Below are 20,271 nucleotides of genomic sequence, written 5' to 3'. Positions count from 1 at the left end.
ACGCTCACAATGAGCCCGGATACATTAGCGCAAGCCAGCTTTACCGAAAACAGCCCATGAGGTTGCAGGAGATGGGCTGACCATACATTTTATTGCCTGTACGAAACAGCGGGCAATAAAAAAGCCGACCCAAAAAATGGGTCGGCTTGATAACAATCCCGAAGGATTATTACTTGCGGCTAGCTTTGTCCAGCATGCGCAGAGCACGCTCGTTAGCTTCGTCAGCAGTCTGTTGTGCTTTTTGAGCAGCAGCCAGAGCTTCATCAGCTTTACGGTAAGCTTCGTCTGCACGAGCCTGGGAGCGAGCTGCTGCGTCTTCAGTAGCAGTCAGACGTGCTTCGGTTTCTTTCGATACGCTGCTGCAACCGGTAGCCAGAACTGCGGCCAGAGCCAGAGCAGAGAATTTCAGAACGTTGTTCATCGTGTTCCCCTTCAAGGACTTTCTATTAAGTTAGCTGTCTCCTCAGAGTGAGGAAATAGCCGGCGTACATACTACCCATTACTTGTCGTAAGTAAACTGACGTAAAGCAAGAAGCCAAAAAAATTGTAGGCGTTGATTCTTTTTCGAGCAACTTTTAACTGCATTGTTTAAAAAATATCCAGCTGGGAGGCCCGAGCTGAGCGAGCCGCCGAAGAAAAGTTCCGCGCGCTCACAGCTCTTTTCCCAGTCTTGGCTAAAGTCTGTCTAGATGGATTCGTCCACACTTTTGTTCGGATTTTGCGTGGCGCCTCTCATATCTTTCTCCATGTTCAGGTGACTTTAACAAAGGGCGCTCGTCTTAAGTCTCAACATCCGGCAATGTTCAGGCAGTCGACCTTCAGAGATCCTGGTCGAGCCGTCTCTGCGTCACCCGGAGCAGCACCCCCGCCCCCCAGCGTGATGACGAGCGTACCTTGAGCATTTTTGCCTAAAGGTGCCTACTATTTGATACGTGCTCGGTTGCGCGAGATGGTGCAGTTCTTCTCGGTGTCCATTCAGGCACGGGGTGGCGTAGATGTTCCTTCGCCGGAAAAACATCGGTAAGGTAGGGGTCAGAATTCCAGACCCGCGAGGAGTAGTGATGAGCGAGGCGTTGTCCATCCACCATGACCAGGCTGGTCATCAGTTCGAGACCAATGTGGACGGTCATCGTGCCTACCTGACCTATATGGATCTGGGGAAACAGACCCTGGATATCTATCGCACGTTTGTGCCCAACGCGCTACGTGGCCGCGGCATTGCGGCAGCCTTGACCGAGAAGGCGTTGGAGTACGCTGATGAAATGGGTTACACCGTCATTCCATCGTGTTCCTACGTGGAACGCTACATGGAACGCCACCATCGGCATGCAGCCAAGCTGAGCCAGTAACCTTTCTCGAATCGAACGCATAAAAAAACGCCGGGTTTAGCCCGGCGTTTTTGTGTGCGGCGAAAAGGGATCAGCTGCGATCGCGTTTCGGCAGCACGTCCTTGAGCTTGGCGTGCATGCTGCGCAAGGTGTTTTCGGTGGCGGTCCAGTCGATGCAGGCATCGGTGATCGACACGCCGTATTGCAGGTCGGCGAGGTCTTTCGGGATCGCCTGGCAGCCCCAGTTCAAGTGACTTTCGACCATCAGGCCGATGATCGACTGGTTGCCTTCGAGGATCTGGTTGGCGACGTTCTCCATCACCAGCGGTTGCAGGGCCGGGTCCTTGTTGGAGTTGGCGTGGCTGCAATCGACCATGATGTTCGGCTTGATCTTCGCTTTGTTCAGCGCTTGCTCGCAGAGCGCGACGCTGACCGAATCGTAGTTCGGCTTGCCGTTGCCACCGCGCAGTACCACGTGACCGTAGGCATTGCCCTTGGTGGTGACGATCGACACGCCACCTTCCTGGTTGATACCCAGGAAGCGGTGAGGGCTGGAAACCGATTGCAGGGCGTTGATAGCGACCGTCAGGCCGCCGTCGGTGCCGTTCTTGAAGCCGACTGCCGAGGACAGGCCGGAAGCCATTTCACGGTGAGTCTGGGATTCGGTGGTGCGCGCACCGATGGCCGACCAACTGATCAGGTCCTGCAAGTACTGCGGGGAGATCGGGTCGAGGGCTTCAGTTGCGGTCGGCAGGCCCATTTCGGCCAGGTCCAGCAACAATTGACGACCGATATGCAGACCGTCCTGAATCTTGAAGGAGTCGTCCAGGTACGGATCGTTGATCAAACCTTTCCAGCCGACCGTGGTGCGTGGCTTCTCGAAATACACACGCATGACCAGATACAGGGTATCGGACACTTCGGCCGCAAGCGCCTTCAGGCGCTCGGCGTATTCGTGGGCAGCCTTGATGTCGTGGATCGAGCAAGGCCCGATGACAACAAACAGGCGGTGGTCGGTGCCATCAAGAATGTTGCGAATGACTTCGCGGCCCTTGGTGACGGTGCGCAGGGCAGCGTCGCTCAGGGGAATATCACGCTTGAGCTGATCAGGAGTGATCAGCGTCTCGTTGGAAGCGACGTTTAGGTCGTTGATCGGTAAATCAGCCATCGTTTACTCGTCAGGTCACGGGTGCCGGCCGCCAGCGAACCCGCGCGGCGGAGCACAGCAAATTAAGCGCGTCGGGGAGCAGAACCTTAGCGCGTTACACCGTGGCTCGACAATGGGCAGACACCGGTTTAAGGGGCATTCTCAATGAGTTTGCGCGGGGAAACCCATTGAAGATGCCCCTTCTAATCCAGCACAGCCTGCGCAAATGCCTTGCGAACCGTCTCGTGGGAGAACTCGTCGGCGTGCTCCTGGACCCATTCGAGTGCCAGGGCCTGGGTTTCCTGCAGATCGTCGTGGGCGTCATGCAGGCGGCAGTAACGTTCGATCTGGCACACCTGCTCGCCCATCCGGGCACTGAACATCATCTGTTCGTCAACAAAGGCTATGCCTACCAGATAACCGCGTTTGCGTCGCAGGCACCAGGCTACATAGCCCAGAAAACGCATGTCGGGGTTCAAGGTCGGCATGCGTACTTCCAGCGCCGTACCGTGGCGCCAGGCGCGGTGGTAATTGCAAGCCATGCCCCCGACGCTGATAGTGTGCAGCTGTTGTCGTGAAATACACTCAGGTTTCAGCAACGTTAATTCGACGGGTACATCGTCAGGATGAGGAATAAAACGTCCCATGAGCACGGACTCCATGTGTCGGCCATCTGACATTGTTCCACCCAGTATAGTGGTCGAATTGGAACTGACTGATTTCGACGCCGACCAACGGCTGCTGGCGATGAGCGGTGTGTCGCTGGTCATTTTCACCAGCGTCGGCTGCGCCAGTTGCCGTTTTGCCCGTGAGCAATTGCCACGACTCGATCTGGACGTCGATCGGCTTTGCTGGATCGATGCCGGGAACAATGGCGGGGTGGTCGAGCGTTATCAGGTTTTTTATTTGCCGGCGCTGTTTGTGGTGCGCGACGGTGAATTTTTCGGGGCACTAAAATCGCGCCTGACCGGCACCGAGCTCAATGCAGCCGTGGGTCAGGCGTTGAGTCGAATTGCAGAGGAGTTGCCATGATGGGGGCAGTGACCAAACCGACAATCGGTATTATCGGTACCGGTGCGATCGGCGGTTTCTACGGGTTGATGCTGGCGCGTGCCGGTTTCGATGTGCATTTTCTGTTGCGCAGTGAGTTTTCGGCGGTGGCCGAGCGTGGGTTGCAGCTCGACAGTGCGGTGCACGGCGCGCTGACGTTGAATCCGGTTCAGGCCTATTCGACGGCCGAAGACATGCCGCCCTGTGACTGGTTGCTGGTGGGCGCGAAAACCACCAGCAACGCGCAGCTGGCACCGACGATCATTCAAGCCGCGGCACCGAATGCCAAAGTGTTGTTGCTGCAAAATGGCCTGGACGTTGAAGACAGTCTGCGAGCATTGCTCCCTGATTCGCTGCACGTCCTCGGTGGGCTCTGCTATATCTGCGTTCATCGCGAGGGCCCCGGCGTCATCACTCATCAGGCGCTCGGTGCGGTGAATGTTGGCTATCACAGTGGCCCTGCAGCCGATGAGCAGGCGCGCATGGCGATTGTCGAGGAGGGTGCCGGGCTGTTCCGCGCCGCCGGCATCGATTCCCAGGCCATGGCGAACCTGCATCAGACGCGCTGGCAAAAACTGGTCTGGAATATCCCTTACAACGGCCTGTCGGTTCTGCTGGGGGCAAGCACCACGCCGTTGATGGCTGATGCCGACAGTCGGGAACTGATCAAGGCGCTGATGGCTGAAGTGGTTCAGGGCGCCATCGCCTGCGGTCACGACGTACCGGCCGGTTATGCCGATCATCTGTTCATGATGACCGAGAAAATGCCGGACTACTGGCCGAGCATGTACCACGATTTTCTGCACAAACGACCGCTTGAGCTGGAGGCGATTTACGCCCGGCCACTGGCGGCAGCCAAGGCTGCCGGATGCGAGTTGCCGCGAATCGAAGCCTTGTATCGCAGTTTGAGTTTTATTGATCGACGAAACACCTGAGTCGATCATCCTGAGGGGGAAGGGCATGGCAAAGACAATCGACGACAAACTGGTGCTGGCGATTTCTTCGCGTGCGCTGTTCGACCTGAGCGAAAGCCACAAGGTCTATCTGTCGAGCGGCGTCGAAGCCTATCGGCAATATCAGATCGAACACGAAGACGAAATCCTCGAGCCCGGTGATGCATTTCCCTTGGTGCAGAAACTCCTCAACCTCAATTCCAGCCTTGGCCGCGCACGGGTCGAGGTGATCCTGGTGTCGCGCAACAGTGCCGACACTGGCCTGCGGGTTTTCAATTCGATCCACCACTATGGCTTGGCGATTTCCCGTGCGGCGTTTGTTGGCGGGCGCAGTCCTTATCCGTACCTGAAGGCGTTTGGCTGCGACCTGTTTCTTTCGACGCATGCCGAAGACGTGCGCAGTGCGCTGGATGCCGGATTCGCCGCGGCGACCATTCTGTCGGGTGGCGCCAGCCGTGCGGCCAGTGATGAATTGCGCATTGCCTTCGATGGTGACGCGGTGCTGTTTTCCGACGAATCGGAGCGCGTCTATCAATCTGGTGGCCTGGAAGCGTTTCAGGCCAGCGAGCGTGAATCCGCCCGTGAGCCATTGCGCGGTGGGCCGTTCAAAGGCTTCCTTGCGGCCCTCAATCTGTTGCAGCGTGAGTTCCCGGAAGACGCCTGTCCGATCCGCACCGCGCTGGTGACTGCGCGATCAGCGCCCGCCCATGAACGAGTGATCCGTACCTTGCGCGAATGGGACATTCGTCTGGACGAGTCGCTGTTTCTCGGCGGCCTGACCAAGTCGGCGTTTCTCGAAGCCTTTGCCGCCGACGTGTTTTTCGACGATCAGGCGGGTCATTGCGAGTTGGCCCGCGAGGTAGTCGCCACCGGCCACGTGCCGCATGGCATAAGCAACGAGCCAAAGGTTTAAGCCCACGGTTCAATGCGTTACGCGAAACGTCGCACTCGCCAAGGCACTGCTAAGCTGAATCAATCTCCGCCATGTCGGCACTCGAGGAGGTCATATGATTCGTTCTATGTTGTACGCCACTGACCTCGGCCTGTACGCACCTTTGGTAATGCAGCATGCCTTGGCGCTGGCGCGCACATTCAATGCCGAACTCTACGTGGTGCACGCTGTTGAACCGATGGGGCTGTTCGCCGAGTCGGTGCTTCAGAGTTACCTCGATGAGCAAGCATTGAACGAGTTTCACAGTCAGGGCCTGAATACGGTGATCGCCAATATCGAGCAGCGAGTGCTCGACAGCTTTCGTGAAGAACTGGGGGATGAGGGGGAGCAGGATCTGGAGCGGATTCAAGCGGTGCGGGTGCTCCAGGGCGATCCGGCACAGGTGATTCTCGACCAGGCGCAGAAACTCTCCGTGGATTTGCTGATCGTAGGTAGTCATAGCCATCGTGCTGGCGCGGAAACGCCTCTGGGCCGGACTGCAGCGCGGGTGCTGCAACTGTCTCGGGTGCCGGTCTATCTGGTGCCGCTGGTGGAACGTCGTCGCCAAGGGGATCGCTAGAACACGAATAGTGGCAATTTGACAAAAAAGTTCTAGATTTATTCTTCAAACCATTAATATAGTTATATACCGTCGCTGATGCCCGTGGCGTCTACCTGCTTTGAGGGATTCATATGAAGCTTCAACAATTGCGCTACATCTGGGAAGTGGCGCACCACGACCTCAACGTTTCCGCTACAGCCCAAAGCCTTTACACGTCGCAGCCGGGCATCAGTAAGCAGATCCGTCTGCTGGAAGACGAATTGGGGGTCGAGGTTTTCGCTCGCAGCGGCAAGCACCTGACCCGCGTCACCCCGGCCGGCGAGCGAATTATCACCACTGCCGGCGAGATCCTGCGCAAGGTTGAAAGCATCAAGCAGATCGCCCAGGAGTTCTCCAACGAGAAGAAAGGCACCCTGTCGATCGCCACCACGCACACCCAGGCGCGTTATGCGTTGCCACCGGTGATCAGCAATTTCATCAAGCAATACCCGGACGTTGCCCTGCACATGCACCAGGGTTCGCCGATGCAGATCGCTGAAATGGCCGCTGACGGCACCGTGGATTTCGCCATCGCTACCGAAGCGCTGGAACTGTTCGGTGACCTGGTGATGATGCCGTGCTATCGCTGGAACCGCTGCGTGGTCGTGCCTCAGGGCCACCCGCTGACCAAGCTGTCGAAACTGACCCTCGAAGCGCTGGCCGAATACCCGATCGTGACGTACGTGTTCGGTTTCACCGGCCGTTCGAAACTCGACGAAGCGTTCAGCCATCGCGGCCTGACGCCGAAAGTGGTGTTCACCGCCGCCGACGCCGACGTGATCAAGACTTACGTTCGCCTGGGTCTGGGCGTGGGCATCGTGGCGAAAATGGCGGTCGATGCCAAACTCGACAGCGACCTGGTCATGCTTGATGCCAGCGACTTGTTCGAATCCAGCATTACTAAAATCGGTTTCCGTCGCGGCACGTTCCTGCGTGGCTTCATGTGCGACTTCATCGAGAAGTTCGCCCCGCACCTGACCCGCGAAGTCATGGCCAAGGCCATCCAGTGCCACAACAAGCAGGAACTGGAAGAGCTGTTCGACGGCGTCGAACTACCGGTCCATTAATCCTGCTAAATGACCTCGGTAACAGAAAACTGTTGCCGAGCACCCGCCACCAGAATCTCCACCTCGTCCCCTTCGAACTTGCCCAGCAGACTCTTGCCCAGCGGTGAGCGAGGGGTGATGACGGTAATCCATTGCCCCACCACGTCGACCTTCAAACCCGCCGCGTCGGGGGCCAGAAACAACCATTGCTCACGACCCTTTTCGTCTTCCAGACCGAGCAGGGCACCGACTTCGATGCCACGCTGATCGTCGTAAGGGCGCAGTGTCAGGTTCTGGCAAAGCATCAGTGACTGCCTGATTTCCTCCACCCGTCTGGCTTGCCCGGCTGCCAGATAAGACGCCTCCAGACCCAGCGTGTCGTACTTGTTCTCGGCGATGTTTTCTTCGTGGGTCGCGGTTTCGTAAGCGGTTTGCGCGGCGCGCTCGGCGATGTCGAGGTCGATCCGCAGCTTGTCGAGAATCAGTTGGTGGACGGTCGGCTTGTGCATAGAGAACTCATGATCAATCGCAGAATTGCTGGACGTTGGCGCGGCTTTTTTCGCTCGGTGCAGTCTGGTCCTGTTGCAACCAGAACTGGCATTTTGGGTTCGACAGATTGCGGTTGTTGCTGCGGGCCTGATCAAGCCTTTGCTGCTGCTCGTTCTTGCGCAGATTCTCTTCGTACTGTTCGAACAACGGGCTCTGCGGCGGAATGTCCGGCACCGGTTGCACCACCACCGGTGGCTTGGCCAGTTGCTGCACAGCCTCTGCCACGGGCGCCAACTGCTCGCTGAACAACAGTCGGGAGGCAAGCCAGCACGTCAGCGCGATCGCGATAAACCCCAGCCACACACCCAAGGCAATGCTGCCGGTCAGTTGCAAGGCGTTGAGCTGGATCGGCAACGGGCGACGCGGGTTGGGACGATAGGGCATGGCTGCCTCCTGGCGGGTGGTCGCGGGCGAGTGGCGATTGTCGCATGAAGATTAATCGCCGTCGGCTCTTCTGCACGGGGTAATTTATGAGGACAATCGGCGCCTTTGCCAACGGGAGCCTGGAATGCCTGAAATGAAAGCCCGGTGGGATATCTTCTGCGCGGTAGTAGACAACTTTGGTGACATCGGCGTGACCTGGCGTCTGGCCCGACAACTGGTGGCCGAACACTCGGTGGCGGTGCGTTTGTGGGTCGATGATCTGCGGGCCTTCGAGCGCTTGTGCCCGGACATTGACATCAATGCCCCGCAGCAATGGCAGCAGGGCGTCGAAGTGCGTCAGTGGACGGCCGACTGGCAGCCCGTCGAAGCCGCTGATGTAGTGATCGCAGCGTTCGCCTGCCAATTGCCGAGTGCTTACATGGAGGCCATGGCCGAGCGGGAAAAACCGCCGCTGTGGATGAATCTCGACTATCTGAGTGCCGAGGACTGGGTCGTCGGCTGCCACGGCTTGCCGTCGGTGAAATACAAGAGCGTACAAAAATTCTTCTTCTTCCCGGGGTTTCAGAAGGGCACCGGTGGCTTGCTGCGTGAAAGCGGATTGCTTGAGCGTCGTCAGCAGTTTCAGCAAAACCCCGAGGCTCAGCGAGAATTCCTGCAAGGTTTAGGGATTGATCGCGCGCAAGGTGCGCAGTTGATCTCGCTGTTTGCCTACGAAAATAACGGGCTGGCCAGTTGGCTCGATGCAATGGTTGCCGACTCGACGCCCACTCATCTGCTGGTGCCCGAAGGTCGGATTCTTGGGGATGTCGAACGTTGGCTCGGTGTGGACGGCCTGGTGGCCGGCGCGGTACATGTGCGCGGTGAATTGACCGTGCAAGTGCTGCCGTTCGTCCGACAGGATCAATACGATCACCTGCTCTGGTGCTGCGATTTCAACGCCGTGCGCGGTGAAGATTCCTTTGTCCGCGGCCAATGGGCGGGCCGGCCGCTGCTCTGGCACATCTATCGGCAGGACGAAGACATCCACTTGGACAAGCTCGACGCGTTCCTCACTCTGTACACCAAAGGCCTATCGGAGCCTGCCCGCGAGGCGATCAGCGGTCTTTGGCGAGCGTGGAATGCGGGTGACAATATGACCGGGCACTGGAAATCGACCCGAAAACACTGGCCAGAACTGCAAAAACACGCCGAAGCGTGGTGTCTGGAACAGGCTTTGCAGGCAGATCTTGCCGCGGCGCTGGTACAGTTTTATGTAAATTGGATATGATACGCGGCCTAGATTTTTGTAAATCCCATCCAAATTCGGATATTCGCAATGAAAACTGGTAAAGAACTGAAACCCGGTACCGTGATCCGTCTCGAAAACGATCCTTGGCTGGTTCAGAAAGCTGAATTCACCAAGTCTGGTCGTAACAGCGCGATCATGAAGACCAAGCTGAAAAACCTGCTGACCGGTTACAAGACCGAGATCGTTTACAGCGCCGACGACAAGCTGGACGACGTAATTCTCGACCGCAAAGAAGCGACCCTGTCCTTCATCAGCGGCGACACCTACACGTTCATGGACACCACCGATTACACCATGTACGAGCTGAACGCTGAAGACATCGAAGCCGTTCTGCCTTTCGTTGAAGAAGGCATGACCGACATTTGCGAAGCGATCTTCTTCGAAGAGCGTCTGGTTTCCGTAGAACTGCCGACCACCATCGTGCGCGTAGTTGACTACACCGAAGGTTCGGCTCGCGGCGACACTTCCGGCAAGGTGATGAAGCCTGCCAAGCTGAGCAACGGTACTGAGCTGCAAGTTGCTGACTTCATCGAAATCGGTGACAAGATCGAGATCGATACCCGCGAAGGCGGTTCCTACAAAGGCCGTGCTAAATAAGCACTGTTTTTCAGGAATGAAAAAGCCCGACCATTGAGTCGGGCTTTTTTGTACCTGCAATTTCGAATTCAACGTTGTACCCCTTGTAGGCGTGAGCCTGCTCGCGATAGCGGTGTGTCATACGAAATTGATTTCGACTGACACACCGCTATCGCGAGCAGGCTCACTCCTACAGGGTTTACTTCAGGTGTTGCTTCAGTTCTTCAGAAGCTTGCAACATCGCCGAACGCACCGCTGGCACCTGGCTCACCACGTTGAGCAAACCGTAATCGTGGATCATGCCGTTGTAGCGCACCGCCGTGACTGGCACCCCAGCTTCGTCGAGTTTGCGGGCGTAGGCTTCGCCTTCGTCGCGCAACACGTCGGCGCCGGCGGTCTGCACCAAGGCAGGTGGCAGGCCCTTGAGTTGTGCGGTGGTCGCCCGCAGTGGCGACGCGTAGATCTCGTTACGCTGTTTGGCGTCGGTGGTGTAGTTGTCCCAGAACCACTTCATCATGTTCTTGGTGAGGAAGTGTCCCTCGGCAAACTGGTTGTAGGACGCCGTTTCGAAGCTGGCGTCAGTCACCGGCCACAGCAGCACCTGGAACCTGATCGCCGGCGTGCCCTTGTCCTTGGCCATCAGCGCAACCACTGCCGCCATGTTGCCGCCGACGCTGTTACCGGCCACGGCCAGACGTTTGCCGTCGACGTTGATTTCTTTACCGTGCTCGGCCACCCATTGGGTTGCGGCGTAAGCCTGGTTGATCGCCACCGGGTAATGCGCTTCCGGTGACGGGGTGTAATTGACGAACACCGCCGCCGCCCCCGAACCGGTCACCAAGTCCCGAACCAGACGTTCATGGGTCGGAAAATCCCCCAGCACCCAGCCCCCGCCGTGGAAGAACATGAACACTGGCAACTCACCTTTGACCCCGGCCGGCCGGACGATGGTCAGGCTGAGCGGTTGGCCGTCGACTTGAATGGTCTTCTCACTGACATCGGCTTTTGGCAGCGTCAGTTTCACCCCGGCCTGCGCGCCGACCAGCACGGCGCGGGCATCTTTAGGGGTGAGTTGTTCCATCGGTTTACCGGTGCCGGCGTTCAGAACGTCGAGGAACGCCTGGGTGTTGTGTTCAACACCTTCACCTGCAAACGCGCTGTTAATGGACAAGGCGAGAAGGGTACCGGTCAAGACTTTGCTGAAAGTGTTCATGTTCGTTTCCTGGTTCGGGCCTGGGAATCAGCGGTTAGACGGTAACGTGCAGGCGCACATCGACGTTGCCACGGGTGGCGTTGGAGTACGGGCAGACCTGGTGGGCAGCATCGACCAGGCTTTGTGCGTCGGCTTGTTCAAGACCCGGCAGGCTGATGTGCAGGTCGATGTCCAGGCCGAAACCGCCAGGGATCTGGCCGATGCCGACATGGGCGGTGATCGAGGCGTCGTTCGGGATGGTGCGTTTGGTCTGGCTGGCGACGAATTTCAGTGCGCCGATGAAGCAGGCGGAGTAACCGGCGGCGAACAGTTGCTCAGGGTTGGTCGCTGCGCCGCCAGCACCACCGAGTTCTTTGGGGGTGGCGAGTTTGACGTCGAGGATGTTGTCGCTGGAAACGGCACGACCGTCACGGCCACCGGTGGAAGTTGCGATAGCGGTGTAGAGAGTTTGCATGGTGTGAGCCTCGTTCGGGGTTGGGTGTATTGCGCTAAATGTTTGCGCGCTAAGTAAGTGCGAGATAAATGTAGCTCGCGAACATTTAGCGCGCAAGATAAATTTTCAAAAAAGTTTTGGTCTGGAGGCGGGCGCTGAATTAGATGTGTTGAGCTAGAGCTGTTGCGGCAGGATTTTTAACGAGGAATTTTTTACGGGGGAAACGAGACTGGAAGGGACACCACAAAACAAATGTGGGAGCAAGCCCGCTCCCACAGGGGGTTTATGGTGGTTTGGTGGTCAGAGGCTGTCTTGAAGATTGCTACGCAGCACTTGCAGCTCCGCTTGCAGTTTCTGCAGTCTCTCCAGCGTCATCCCGCTGGCGCCGAGGATGCACTGGGGAATACCGCGGGCCCGCTCCCGCAATGCACGACCCTGTTCGGTGAGTTCGACAATCACCACTCGCTCGTCTTCACGGCTGCGGGTGCGGCTGAGTAAGCCTTCGACTTCCAGGCGTTTGAGCAACGGCGTCAATGAGCCAGGATCGGTCAGCAGGCGCGTGCTGATTTCGCCTACGGTTAAACCGTCCTGTTCCCACAACACCATCATCGCCAGGTATTGCGGATAGGTCAGGCCCAGTGCTTGCAACAGCGGCTTGTAGACCTTGGTCATCAGCAGCGAGGTGGAATGCAGGGCGAAACAGGCCTGATTGTCCAGCAGCAGGTCGTCGCAGTTATCGGGGGCGTTGCGCTCGGTGGTCATTTCGAAGCCTTGATCAGTGATCGTCATAAATCTAGCGGGCGAATCTTTAATGCACCAGACAATTCTAGCCTAGTGCCGGTCGAGGGTACTTTGCAGTGCAAGATCCCACGGCGGAATCGGGCTGAAGCGGGTTTTCAGGTATTCCAGCAACAAGCGACTGCGGGGATTGGGTTGTTGCTCAAGGCGCAAGGCATAAATACCGGTCGTTTCCGGTGGTGGCAGGCCGTGTTCGCAGAACAGCGGAAGCAGTTCACCGCGTAACAGGTATTCGCTGGTCAACCAGGTTGGCAAATGCGCGATACCCAGCCCGGCCAATGCGCCGCAGACCAAAGCCTCGGCATTGTTGGCACTCATGCGGATGCGCGCCGGGCGGTGCAAGTGCATCTGGCCGTCCCGCTCGAATCGCCAGGCGAACGGCGGGGCCAGGCCATCCCAGTCGAGCCCGTCGTGTTCAATCAACTGCGCCGGATCGGTCGGCACACCACGCCGTTGCAAATATTCCGGGCTGGCACAGGCGATGCGCACCATGCTCGCCAGCGGCGTAGCCACCAGCCGGGTATCGGCCATTTGCCCGGCGCGCAGCACCAGATCGACCTTGCCCAGATTCAAACCCTGCATGTCGACGAAACTGTCGATCAAGTGCAACTGCACGTCGAGGCCGGGGTAGAGCATCAGAAAGTCGGCAATCACCGGCGCCAGATGTCGCCGTCCAAACGCTGCCGGTGCGTCGATCCGAATCAAGCCTTCCGGTGCGCTGCTCAACGATACCGCCTCAGCCCTGGCCAGCCGCAGTTCAGCCACGATCCGCCGCGCGCGCTCGGCAAACGCCAAACCCGCCGGGGTCGCGCGCACCGCGTGGGTGCTGCGAATGAACAACTGACTGCCGACGGCGTTTTCAAGACTGTCGATGCGCCGTGCCACTGCCGAAGGGGTCAGCGGGTGGCGGCGGGACGCGGCAGAGAAACTGCCGGTTTCCAGCACGTCGAGGAACAGGCCCAGTTGTTCGGTCAATTGATTGGGGTTCATGGTTAGTCAGTGCTTGTGCGAAGTTGGCACAGCCATTGTGCGTTGCTGTGCGTTTCCCCGCCAGCGTCGACTGCGTAGGATGAATAGCCTGACGTGAAGGGAAAATCGCCTGTGATTGAGTTTTTGATGTACCTGGTATTTGGCGCTGCCCTGGGCACCCTCGGTGGGTTGTTCGGCATTGGCGGTGGTTTGATCGCGATCCCGTTGCTGGGTGTATTGTTCGGCCTCGATCAGCAAATTGCCCAGGGCACGGCGCTGGTGATGGTGGTACCCAACGTGATGCTGGCGCTGTGGCGTTACCACCAGCGCAACCGGATTGAATTGCGCCATGCGCTGCCATTGGCTTCGATGGGGTTCTGTTTTGCCTGGATCGGTTCGATCTGGGCGGTGGGCATTGATGCGCAAACCATGCGCGTCGGATTTGTTGCGTTCCTGATTGCCCTGTCGGCCTACAACCTGGTGCGAATGTTCTGCGCCAACGCGCCGGCGTCTGCACAGATGAAATATTCATGGCCATGGCTGGGCGTACTCGGCGCCGCCTCCGGCACCATGGGCGGGTTGTTTGGCGTGGGCGGGGCGGTGGTGGCAACGCCGGTGCTGACCAGTCTGTTCGGCACCACTCAGGTGGTTGCGCAAGGGTTGTCGCTGGCACTGGCGTTGCCGAGTACGGGCGTCACGCTGGTGACTTACGCGGTGCACCATCAGGTGGACTGGATGATCGGCCTGCCCTTGGCGGTCGGTGGTCTGATGAGCATCAGTTGGGGCGTGAAGATCGCCCACGCACTGCCGGAGCGACTGCTGCGCGGGTTGTTCTGTGGTTTTCTGGTGTTCTGCGCGGTGATGCTCGCCCTTAAAGTTTGAAGCCTTCGACGATGTGTTCGGCCAGGCACTCGGTGATCGGCGACGGGTTGTGCAGGTTGCGCACCAGCATGATGCTGGCCTCGGGCAGTATCGGCAGGTCTTCGGCTTCACCGAGAATGCGCATGTCTGGCGTGATCAGGCTTTCGAGTTGCGCGGTGACGGCCAGTCCGGCGCTGACCACCGCCATGATCGCCGACAGGCTGTCGCTGTTGTACGCCACGCGGTAATCGCGCCCCATGGCGTCCAGCGCATTGCAGGCCCATGAGCGGCAGAAACAATCACTGTTGAACATCGCCAGTGGCAGGGGTGTTTGCTCGTGGGCGCTGAAACATTGCGCCTCGGCCCAGACAAAATGCTCCTTGCGCAACAATTGGCCGATTTCGTTGCCCGGCTCGCGGGTGACGATGGTCAGGTCCAGGTCCTGACGTAGCAGCAATTGTTTTGATGATTCGCAGTGCACTTCGATCTGGATCAGCGGATACGTCTGGGCAAATCGCCGCAGAATCCCCGGCAAAAAACGCATCACGTAATCGTCCGGTGTGCCGATGCGCACCATGCCGACCATGTGCGGCTCGCGTAGCGTATTGAACACCTCGCTGTGCAGTTTCAGGATTCGCCGGGCATAACCCAGCAGCACCTGGCCCTCAGCCGTCAGCCGCACCTGCCGTCCGTCGCGCTGGAATAATTGACGCTGCAACACATCCTCTTCCAGCCGCTTCATCTGCATGCTCACGGCGGACTGAGTGCGATTGACCAACTCGCCGGCCCGGGTAAAACCGCCCTGGTCGGCGATGGCGACAAAGGTGCGCAGCACTTCGGTGTCGATACTGGGGAAGGCGGACATTGATCAATCTCCGAGATGTGTTACATCAGAAACATTCGTTGGATTGATCTTAGCCCCGGCGCGACACTTGAGCCATCCAAACGGAGGGCAACAAGATGAAAGGTCAACATGAATATCCAGCAGTAGAAAAACACTCGATCCACCTGGTATCCGATTTGCTGCACAAATTCAGCCGTTGGTACGAACTTCACCGGGAGCGCGAGCTGCTGGCAAGTCTGAGCGACGAAGCGCTGAAGGACATCGGCATGAGTCGTGCGGATGTGGAGTTCGAGTCGGTCAAACCGTTCTGGAATGACCCGATGCACAAATGAGTCATACACAACTACACAAACCGTCTCCCGGTGAGGTAGGTTGCGAGCAGACAAGGAGATGTTCATGCCCGCAACACTGTCCTTTTCCAACAAACAGGCTCGGCGTCTGGCGCTGGCCGCCCAAGGGTTCAACGGGCGCCAGCCGCCAGCGGCGATCAAACCGGTTCAGCTCAATCGTCTGATCGAGCGGCTGGGCATTCTGCAGATCGATTCGGTCAATGCATTGGTGCGTTCGCACTACCTTCCCTTGTTTTCCCGCCTCGGCAATTACTCATCCGACTTGCTCGACCAGGCTGCCTGGAGTTCGGGCCGGCGGCGCACGCTCTTCGAGTATTGGGGGCATGAAGCCTCGTTGCTGCCCTTGTCGATGTACCCGTTGATGCGCTGGCGCATGCTGCGCGCGACTCGTGGCGAAGATATCTACCAGCAACTGGCACGTTTCGGGCTTGAGCAGCAGGACACGATACGCCGGGTGCTGGCCTCGGTTGAGAAGCTGGGCGCGCTGGGTGCCGGAAGCCTGTCGACCCGTCAGGAACGGGCAGGGCCCTGGTGGGACTGGAGCGCGGAAAAGCATGCGCTGGAATGGTTGTTCGCCGCTGGTGAAGTGACCGTGGCCGGGCGGCGCGGGTTCGAGCGGCTTTATGATCTGCCGGAGCGGGTGATTCCTTCGGCGATTCTGGCGCAGCCGCTGCTGAGTGAGGCCGAGGCCCAGCGCAGCCTGTTGCTGCATGCCGCGACAGCGTTGGGTGTCGGAACAGAAAAAGACCTGCGGGATTACTTTCGCTTGAGTCCCGGTGATGCGCGTCCGCGCCTGGCGGAATTGGTGGAGGCGGGTGAGTTGCTGACGTGTGAAGTCCAGGGTTGGCGGCAACCGGCCTACTGTTTGCCTGAGCCGAAAGTGCCGCGCAAGGTCGAGGCCAGCGCCTTGCTTTCACCCTTTGATTCGCTGATCTGGGAGCGCAGTCGTACGGAGCGTCTGTTCGATTTCCGCTATCGGCTGGAGATTTATACGCCGCAGGACAAGCGTATCTATGGCTATTACGTGTTGCCGTTTTTGCACAACGAACGGATTGCCGCGCGGGTGGATCTACGCGCCGAGCGGGCGTTGGGCAGGCTGGCCGTGCACGCTGTGCATGAGGAAGAGCCGGGGCTCGATGAGGAGGGGATGCTGGCGTTGGCGGTCAATCTGCGGCGAATGGCGGATTGGCTGGGGCTTGAGCGGGTTCAGTTGAATTGCCCGCGGGCGAGTGCGGCGCGGTTGCGGGTGGCATTGGCGCAGATTGGCGGTGTCTGAGCCGATGCCATCGCGGGCAAGCCCGCTCCCACAATGGTCGGCGTCGTTCACACATTATGTGTCTGGCGCTATCCCTGTGGGAGCGGGCTTGCCCGCGATGGGGGCGATGTGGTTTAGCGCCGGACTTGCTTCAGGGTTTCAGCAATCAAAAACGCCAACTCCAGCGACTGATCGGCATTCATCCGCGGGTCGCAATGGGTGTGATACCGATCCGACAACCCGTCTTCGGTAATCGGCCGCGCCCCACCAATGCACTCGGTGACATTCTGCCCGGTCATCTCGATGTGGATGCCGCCGGCATACGTGCCTTCCGCTTCGTGAACCTGGAAGAACTGCTTCACCTCGCCGAGGATCTGCGCAAAGTCGCGGGTCTTGTAGCCGCTGCTGGCCTTGATGGTGTTGCCATGCATCGGGTCGGAACTCCACAGCACTTGCTTGCCTTCACGCTGAACGGCACGGATCAGTTGCGGCAGGTGATCGCCGACCTTGTTCGCACCCATCCGTGCAATCAGATTCAGACGACCCGGATCGTTGTCCGGGTTGAGCACGTCGATCAGACGAATCAGGTCTTCGGGGTTCATGCTTGGGCCGACCTTGACCCCGATCGGGTTGTTCACGCCGCGCAGGAACTCGACGTGAGCGCCGTCGAGCTGACGGGTGCGGTCGCCGATCCACAGCATGTGCGCCGAGCAATCGTAGTAATCGTTGGTCAGGCTGTCGCGACGCACGAAGGCTTCTTCGTAGTTCAGCAGCAGCGCTTCGTGGGCAGTGAAGAAACTGGTTTCGCGCAGTTGTGGCGAGCTGTCCATGCCGCAGGCGCGCATGAACGCCAGGGTTTCATCGATGCGATCGGCCAGGTGGCTGTACTTCTCGGCCAGCGCCGAGTTGGCGATGAAGTCCAGGTTCCACTTGTGCACCTGATGCAGGTCGGCAAAACCGCCCTGGGCGAAGGCGCGCAGCAGGTTCAGGGTCGCGGTGGACTGGTGGTAGGACTGGAGCAAGCGCTCCGGGTCCGGCACGCGGCTTTTTTCGTCGAAACCGATGCCGTTGACGATGTCGCCACGGTAGGCCGGCAGGGTCACGCCGTCGATGGTTTCGTCGTTGGCCGAACGCGGTTTGGCGAATTGCCCGGCCATGCGCCCGACCTTGACCACCGGGCAACCGGCGGCGAAGGTCATGACGATCGCCATTTGCAGCAGGACCTTAAAGGTGTCGCGGATTTTTGCGGCGGAGAACTCGGCGAAGCTCTCGGCGCAGTCGCCGCCCTGCAGCAGAAACGCGCGGCCCTGGGTCACTTCGGCAAACTGACGGCGCAACTCCCGGGCTTCACCGGCAAACACCAGTGGCGGATAACTGGCCAGCGTTTGCTCGACGTGCAGCAAATGCGCTGCGTCGGGGTAATGGGGTTGTTGCTGGATCGGCAGGGCGCGCCAGCTGTCAGGGCTCCAGGGTTGGCTCATCACGGTCTCTAGTGTTTTACGCTCGGACGGTCATGTTATCAGCAATTAGTGCGTGACCTGTTCCCGTCGCTTCGCGGACAATCGCGCTTTTGCCGCGCCACTCCGCGGTTTTATTGCGTTGCCGGGCCCGGTGACGATCAGGAGACGAAATGACTGAGGAGCGCGTCGAGCATCTGCTCGCCGAGGTACAGGATGAGTTCGGCGTGATTCGCGTGCTGGAAGTGGCCGATTACCGTTTTCTCGAGTTCGGTGATGCCATCGAGCAGAGCTGCGTGTTCACGGCCGACCCGAGCTGGCTCGAATACGATTACACCCGGGCGATGCTGATTGGCGCGTTGTGCCACGAGCAGCCGGAAAGCGCGCTGTTCCTCGGCCTCGGAGCCGGCACCCTGACCCAGGCCTGCCTCAAGTTCCTGCCGCTGGAAGACGTCGAAGCCATCGAACTGCGCCCCGACGTACCGCGCCTGGCCATTGAATACCTTGGGCTGGATGATGATCCGCGGCTGTATATCCGGGTGGGCGATGCGCTGGAACTGCTCGATACCGCTGAGCCGGCGGATCTGATTTTCGTCGACCTCTATACCGATGTCGGGCCGGGTGTCGGGCATCTGGCGTGGAATTTCCTGGAAAACTGTCAGAAACGCCTGAATCCGGGGGGCTGGCTGGTGATCAATCAGTGGGCCACCGATGATGGCAAACCGTTGGGCGCCGCCTTGTTGCGCGGGCTCTATCACCGGCATTACTGGGAACTGCCGGTGAAGGAGGGCAACGTGATTCTGATCGTGCCTTCGGAACTGGATCAGGACTTGGACATGGACAGCTTGATCGCCCGTGCCGAAGGGTTGGCGCCGAGGTTGGGGTATTCATTGCAGTCGTTGATCAAGGCAATCCGCCCGGCTACTTGATGCGATAAGGTCTTGTGGCGAGGGAGCTTGCTCCCGCTTGAGTGCGCAGCACTCACAAAATTTGCATTGATTTCGAAGATTTTGGGGCCGCTTCGCAGCCCAGCGGGAGCAAGCTCCCTCGCCACAAAAGCAAATTTGTCAGCAGCCTTTGAAGACTCCCGGCCGCTTCTCGATCATCGACCGCACACCTTCCCTGGCATCCTCGCTAGCCATCAACTTCTTCACCATCGGTGGCAACGCTTGTGCCGCCGCTGTTTCCCCTTCATAACGCGCCTGCCTTGCAGACATCAACGTCGCCTGAACCCCAAGCGGCGCCTGCCGGGCAATCCGCTCGGCCAACTCAATCGCCCGTGGCAGCAGATCCTCGCTGGCCATGACTTCCTGCACCAACCCCAGATGCAATGCCTCATGGGCGTCGAATTCATCACCGGTCAGCAACCAGCGCATGGCATTGCCCCAGCCGGCGACCTGATGCAGGCGCAACGTGGCGCCGCCGAACGGGAAGAGCCCGCGTTGCACTTCTTTCTGGGCGAAACGGGTATTGCTGGCGCACAGGTTGATATCGGCGGCCAGCATCAATTCGATACCGATGGTCAGGCAGTAGCCTTGCGCGGCGACGATCACCGGTTTGCTGACTCTGGGGCCGGCGAAAACACCCCACGGATCACAGCCGCCGGGCGGTGCCTGCCAGCCTTCGGCCAGGGCCGCACTGGCACTGACCAGATCCAGCCCTGCGGTGAAATGCTCACCATGGCCGAACACCACCGCCACCCGCGCCTCGCTGTCGGCTTCGAACTCGCCATAGGCCAGGCTCAGTTCGTTGAGCAGGTCGAGATCGAAGGCGTTGCGTTTGGCCACCCGATCCAGGCCGATCATCAGGACATGGCCGTGGCGTTCACGGCTCACACGGCTGGAGCAGGGCTGATTCATGGTGCATTTCCTCGGGCGGGGAAGGGGGTGTCAGACAGGAGGTCTGCGTCACAAGGGTGAACCGTTTTAGCGCGATCGTCAGCAGGGCTGGGCCTTGGAAAAATAGACCGTTGCCCGATTATCCGCAAAGCGTGTGACAGAACGCTGTACACGGCAGTTTTCCGACAAATAAAGCTCCCTTTTTGAGCGAATTCCGGTATAGTGCGCGCCGGCCTTTAACCGGGCCGCGTTTAGGTAGCGCAATTCCCCGAAGTCAGCTTCGGCTGCACGTCCGCACAGCGGACTCTCCCTTGACGAATCTTTTTCATTCATTCGTTTTCGCAAATCCCCGCCGACAAAGCAGCCAGGGCGACTCTTGAGTCTTACACGGCATGCGCAG

The 20,271-nt window shown here is 58.9% G+C and carries 24 protein-coding genes; 12 read left to right on the top strand and 12 right to left on the bottom strand.

Translation table 11 applies throughout. The features are described from left to right. Positions 1 to 169: 169 nt before the first annotated feature. Positions 170 to 421, bottom strand: coding sequence for an outer membrane lipoprotei OprI (gene oprI, locus QF010_RS33125; RefSeq protein ID WP_002553018.1), 252 nt, complete (start codon positions 419 to 421; stop codon positions 170 to 172). 640 nt (positions 422 to 1,061) lie between these two features. Here oprI and QF010_RS33120 point away from each other — a divergent pair. Beyond that, a complete protein-coding gene (locus tag QF010_RS33120) occupies positions 1,062 to 1,349 on the top strand; it encodes a GNAT family N-acetyltransferase (protein WP_033057190.1) in 288 nt (95 codons plus the stop codon). Positions 1,350 to 1,419: 70 nt separating this feature from the next. Here QF010_RS33120 and QF010_RS33115 read toward each other — a convergent pair whose 3' ends face one another. Further along, the gene (locus QF010_RS33115; RefSeq protein ID WP_007899930.1) at positions 1,420 to 2,496 is read right to left on the bottom strand and encodes a 3-deoxy-7-phosphoheptulonate synthase; all 1,077 of its coding nucleotides are present in this window, start codon (positions 2,494 to 2,496) and stop codon (positions 1,420 to 1,422) included. Positions 2,497 to 2,678: 182 nt separating this feature from the next. After that, positions 2,679 to 3,122 (bottom strand): PilZ domain-containing protein, encoded by a 444-nt coding sequence (locus tag QF010_RS33110; protein ID WP_429534773.1) that lies wholly within the window; start codon positions 3,120 to 3,122, stop codon positions 2,679 to 2,681. On the opposite strand from QF010_RS33110, the gene QF010_RS33105 reads away from it, so the two are divergent. The 5 genes from QF010_RS33105 (at position 3,121) to cysB (ending at position 7,077) form a co-directional block, all read left to right on the top strand. Further along, positions 3,121 to 3,507, top strand: a complete 387-nt coding sequence (locus tag QF010_RS33105) for a YbbN family protein (protein WP_033057186.1) — start codon at positions 3,121 to 3,123, stop codon at positions 3,505 to 3,507. The genes QF010_RS33110 and QF010_RS33105 overlap by 2 nt on opposite strands. Continuing rightward, positions 3,504 to 4,460 (top strand): putative 2-dehydropantoate 2-reductase, encoded by a 957-nt coding sequence (locus QF010_RS33100; protein WP_033057184.1) that lies wholly within the window; start codon positions 3,504 to 3,506, stop codon positions 4,458 to 4,460. Before QF010_RS33105 ends, QF010_RS33100 begins: the two co-directional genes overlap by 4 nt. 25 nt (positions 4,461 to 4,485) lie before the next feature. After that, positions 4,486 to 5,391, top strand: a complete 906-nt coding sequence (locus QF010_RS33095; RefSeq protein WP_033057183.1) for a 5'-nucleotidase — start codon at positions 4,486 to 4,488, stop codon at positions 5,389 to 5,391. A gap of 94 nt (positions 5,392 to 5,485) precedes the next feature. Then, the gene (locus tag QF010_RS33090; RefSeq protein WP_033057182.1) at positions 5,486 to 5,989 is read left to right on the top strand and encodes a universal stress protein; all 504 of its coding nucleotides are present in this window, start codon (positions 5,486 to 5,488) and stop codon (positions 5,987 to 5,989) included. A 113-nt stretch (positions 5,990 to 6,102) separates the two neighbouring features. Continuing rightward, the gene (cysB, locus tag QF010_RS33085; RefSeq protein ID WP_008148549.1) at positions 6,103 to 7,077 is read left to right on the top strand and encodes an HTH-type transcriptional regulator CysB; all 975 of its coding nucleotides are present in this window, start codon (positions 6,103 to 6,105) and stop codon (positions 7,075 to 7,077) included. A gap of 5 nt (positions 7,078 to 7,082) precedes the next feature. On the opposite strand, the gene QF010_RS33080 is transcribed toward cysB, so the two are convergent. Both QF010_RS33080 and QF010_RS33075 read right to left on the bottom strand, forming a co-directional pair. Next, positions 7,083 to 7,565: a GreA/GreB family elongation factor gene (locus tag QF010_RS33080; RefSeq protein ID WP_429534772.1), complete on the bottom strand. Its 483-nt coding sequence runs from the start codon at positions 7,563 to 7,565 to the stop codon at positions 7,083 to 7,085. Between the two features lie 13 nt (positions 7,566 to 7,578). Further along, the gene (locus QF010_RS33075) at positions 7,579 to 7,989 is read right to left on the bottom strand and encodes a hypothetical protein (RefSeq protein ID WP_429534771.1); all 411 of its coding nucleotides are present in this window, start codon (positions 7,987 to 7,989) and stop codon (positions 7,579 to 7,581) included. 124 nt (positions 7,990 to 8,113) lie between these two features. Between QF010_RS33075 and earP the strand changes: the two genes are divergently transcribed. Together earP and QF010_RS33065 are read left to right on the top strand one after the other, a co-directional pair. Continuing rightward, on the top strand, positions 8,114 to 9,256 hold the full coding sequence (gene earP, locus QF010_RS33070; protein WP_429534770.1) for an elongation factor P maturation arginine rhamnosyltransferase EarP: 1,143 nt from the start codon (positions 8,114 to 8,116) through the stop codon (positions 9,254 to 9,256). 48 nt (positions 9,257 to 9,304) lie between these two features. Further along, on the top strand, positions 9,305 to 9,874 hold the full coding sequence (locus tag QF010_RS33065; RefSeq protein WP_033057178.1) for an elongation factor P: 570 nt from the start codon (positions 9,305 to 9,307) through the stop codon (positions 9,872 to 9,874). A 178-nt stretch (positions 9,875 to 10,052) separates the two neighbouring features. Here QF010_RS33065 and QF010_RS33060 read toward each other — a convergent pair whose 3' ends face one another. The 4 genes from QF010_RS33060 to QF010_RS33045 all read right to left on the bottom strand — a co-directional run bounded on the left by QF010_RS33060 (position 10,053) and on the right by QF010_RS33045 (position 13,287). After that, positions 10,053 to 11,066, bottom strand: a complete 1,014-nt coding sequence (locus QF010_RS33060; protein ID WP_429534769.1) for an alpha/beta hydrolase — start codon at positions 11,064 to 11,066, stop codon at positions 10,053 to 10,055. A 34-nt stretch (positions 11,067 to 11,100) separates the two neighbouring features. After that, positions 11,101 to 11,520: an organic hydroperoxide resistance protein gene (locus QF010_RS33055; RefSeq protein WP_027925717.1), complete on the bottom strand. Its 420-nt coding sequence runs from the start codon at positions 11,518 to 11,520 to the stop codon at positions 11,101 to 11,103. A 279-nt stretch (positions 11,521 to 11,799) separates the two neighbouring features. Further along, positions 11,800 to 12,261, bottom strand: coding sequence for a MarR family winged helix-turn-helix transcriptional regulator (locus QF010_RS33050; protein ID WP_033057393.1), 462 nt, complete (start codon positions 12,259 to 12,261; stop codon positions 11,800 to 11,802). A 69-nt stretch (positions 12,262 to 12,330) separates the two neighbouring features. Beyond that, entirely contained in the window at positions 12,331 to 13,287 is a 957-nt protein-coding gene (locus QF010_RS33045) for a LysR family transcriptional regulator (protein WP_095128929.1), read from the bottom strand. 111 nt (positions 13,288 to 13,398) lie between these two features. Here QF010_RS33045 and QF010_RS33040 point away from each other — a divergent pair, with 111 nt between their 5' ends. Next, complete coding sequence (locus QF010_RS33040) at positions 13,399 to 14,148, top strand: sulfite exporter TauE/SafE family protein (RefSeq protein WP_429534768.1); 750 nt, start codon at positions 13,399 to 13,401, stop codon at positions 14,146 to 14,148. Here QF010_RS33040 and QF010_RS33035 read toward each other — a convergent pair. Continuing rightward, on the bottom strand, positions 14,138 to 14,992 hold the full coding sequence (locus QF010_RS33035; RefSeq protein WP_033057174.1) for a LysR substrate-binding domain-containing protein: 855 nt from the start codon (positions 14,990 to 14,992) through the stop codon (positions 14,138 to 14,140). The two genes, QF010_RS33040 and QF010_RS33035, sit on opposite strands and share 11 nt — an antisense overlap. Positions 14,993 to 15,087: 95 nt before the next feature. On the opposite strand from QF010_RS33035, the gene QF010_RS33030 reads away from it, so the two are divergent. Both QF010_RS33030 and QF010_RS33025 read left to right on the top strand, forming a co-directional pair. After that, a complete protein-coding gene (locus QF010_RS33030) occupies positions 15,088 to 15,303 on the top strand; it encodes a DUF1127 domain-containing protein (protein ID WP_033057173.1) in 216 nt (71 codons plus the stop codon). A gap of 64 nt (positions 15,304 to 15,367) precedes the next feature. Next, positions 15,368 to 16,597 (top strand): winged helix-turn-helix domain-containing protein, encoded by a 1,230-nt coding sequence (locus QF010_RS33025; protein WP_429534767.1) that lies wholly within the window; start codon positions 15,368 to 15,370, stop codon positions 16,595 to 16,597. 113 nt (positions 16,598 to 16,710) lie between these two features. Here QF010_RS33025 and QF010_RS33020 read toward each other — a convergent pair whose 3' ends face one another. Next, positions 16,711 to 18,057, bottom strand: a complete 1,347-nt coding sequence (locus tag QF010_RS33020; RefSeq protein ID WP_008031425.1) for a class II 3-deoxy-7-phosphoheptulonate synthase — start codon at positions 18,055 to 18,057, stop codon at positions 16,711 to 16,713. A gap of 149 nt (positions 18,058 to 18,206) precedes the next feature. Here QF010_RS33020 and QF010_RS33015 point away from each other — a divergent pair, with 149 nt between their 5' ends. Then, on the top strand, positions 18,207 to 18,962 hold the full coding sequence (locus QF010_RS33015) for a spermidine synthase (protein WP_033057171.1): 756 nt from the start codon (positions 18,207 to 18,209) through the stop codon (positions 18,960 to 18,962). Between the two features lie 138 nt (positions 18,963 to 19,100). On the opposite strand, the gene QF010_RS33010 is transcribed toward QF010_RS33015, so the two are convergent. Then, the gene (locus tag QF010_RS33010; protein ID WP_429534766.1) at positions 19,101 to 19,892 is read right to left on the bottom strand and encodes a crotonase/enoyl-CoA hydratase family protein; all 792 of its coding nucleotides are present in this window, start codon (positions 19,890 to 19,892) and stop codon (positions 19,101 to 19,103) included. Positions 19,893 to 20,271 lie beyond the last annotated feature (379 nt).

This window comes from Pseudomonas silensiensis, assembly GCF_050434865.1.
Classification (GTDB): Bacteria; Pseudomonadota; Gammaproteobacteria; order Pseudomonadales; family Pseudomonadaceae; genus Aquipseudomonas; species Aquipseudomonas fluorescens_W.
This window is presented reverse-complemented; position numbering and strand designations above follow the sequence as displayed.

What these genes read in the sequence shown, in the direction of transcription:
- oprI (WP_002553018.1), bottom strand. Translation starts at nt 421, where the DNA reads ATGAACAACGTTCTGAAATTCTCTGCTCTGGCTCTGGCCGCAGTTCTG.
- QF010_RS33120 (WP_033057190.1), top strand. Translation starts at nt 1,062, where the DNA reads ATGAGCGAGGCGTTGTCCATCCACCATGACCAGGCTGGTCATCAGTTC.
- QF010_RS33115 (WP_007899930.1), bottom strand. Translation starts at nt 2,496, where the DNA reads ATGGCTGATTTACCGATCAACGACCTAAACGTCGCTTCCAACGAGACG.
- QF010_RS33105 (WP_033057186.1), top strand. Translation starts at nt 3,121, where the DNA reads ATGAGCACGGACTCCATGTGTCGGCCATCTGACATTGTTCCACCCAGT.
- QF010_RS33110 (WP_429534773.1), bottom strand. Translation starts at nt 3,122, where the DNA reads ATGGGACGTTTTATTCCTCATCCTGACGATGTACCCGTCGAATTAACG.
- QF010_RS33100 (WP_033057184.1), top strand. Translation starts at nt 3,504, where the DNA reads ATGATGGGGGCAGTGACCAAACCGACAATCGGTATTATCGGTACCGGT.
- QF010_RS33095 (WP_033057183.1), top strand. Translation starts at nt 4,486, where the DNA reads ATGGCAAAGACAATCGACGACAAACTGGTGCTGGCGATTTCTTCGCGT.
- QF010_RS33090 (WP_033057182.1), top strand. Translation starts at nt 5,486, where the DNA reads ATGATTCGTTCTATGTTGTACGCCACTGACCTCGGCCTGTACGCACCT.
- cysB (WP_008148549.1), top strand. Translation starts at nt 6,103, where the DNA reads ATGAAGCTTCAACAATTGCGCTACATCTGGGAAGTGGCGCACCACGAC.
- QF010_RS33080 (WP_429534772.1), bottom strand. Translation starts at nt 7,565, where the DNA reads ATGCACAAGCCGACCGTCCACCAACTGATTCTCGACAAGCTGCGGATC.
- QF010_RS33075 (WP_429534771.1), bottom strand. Translation starts at nt 7,989, where the DNA reads ATGCCCTATCGTCCCAACCCGCGTCGCCCGTTGCCGATCCAGCTCAAC.
- earP (WP_429534770.1), top strand. Translation starts at nt 8,114, where the DNA reads ATGCCTGAAATGAAAGCCCGGTGGGATATCTTCTGCGCGGTAGTAGAC.
- QF010_RS33065 (WP_033057178.1), top strand. Translation starts at nt 9,305, where the DNA reads ATGAAAACTGGTAAAGAACTGAAACCCGGTACCGTGATCCGTCTCGAA.
- QF010_RS33060 (WP_429534769.1), bottom strand. Translation starts at nt 11,066, where the DNA reads ATGAACACTTTCAGCAAAGTCTTGACCGGTACCCTTCTCGCCTTGTCC.
- QF010_RS33055 (WP_027925717.1), bottom strand. Translation starts at nt 11,520, where the DNA reads ATGCAAACTCTCTACACCGCTATCGCAACTTCCACCGGTGGCCGTGAC.
- QF010_RS33050 (WP_033057393.1), bottom strand. Translation starts at nt 12,261, where the DNA reads ATGACCACCGAGCGCAACGCCCCCGATAACTGCGACGACCTGCTGCTG.
- QF010_RS33045 (WP_095128929.1), bottom strand. Translation starts at nt 13,287, where the DNA reads ATGAACCCCAATCAATTGACCGAACAACTGGGCCTGTTCCTCGACGTG.
- QF010_RS33035 (WP_033057174.1), bottom strand. Translation starts at nt 14,992, where the DNA reads ATGTCCGCCTTCCCCAGTATCGACACCGAAGTGCTGCGCACCTTTGTC.
- QF010_RS33030 (WP_033057173.1), top strand. Translation starts at nt 15,088, where the DNA reads ATGAAAGGTCAACATGAATATCCAGCAGTAGAAAAACACTCGATCCAC.
- QF010_RS33025 (WP_429534767.1), top strand. Translation starts at nt 15,368, where the DNA reads ATGCCCGCAACACTGTCCTTTTCCAACAAACAGGCTCGGCGTCTGGCG.
- QF010_RS33020 (WP_008031425.1), bottom strand. Translation starts at nt 18,057, where the DNA reads ATGAGCCAACCCTGGAGCCCTGACAGCTGGCGCGCCCTGCCGATCCAG.
- QF010_RS33015 (WP_033057171.1), top strand. Translation starts at nt 18,207, where the DNA reads ATGACTGAGGAGCGCGTCGAGCATCTGCTCGCCGAGGTACAGGATGAG.
- QF010_RS33010 (WP_429534766.1), bottom strand. Translation starts at nt 19,892, where the DNA reads ATGAATCAGCCCTGCTCCAGCCGTGTGAGCCGTGAACGCCACGGCCAT.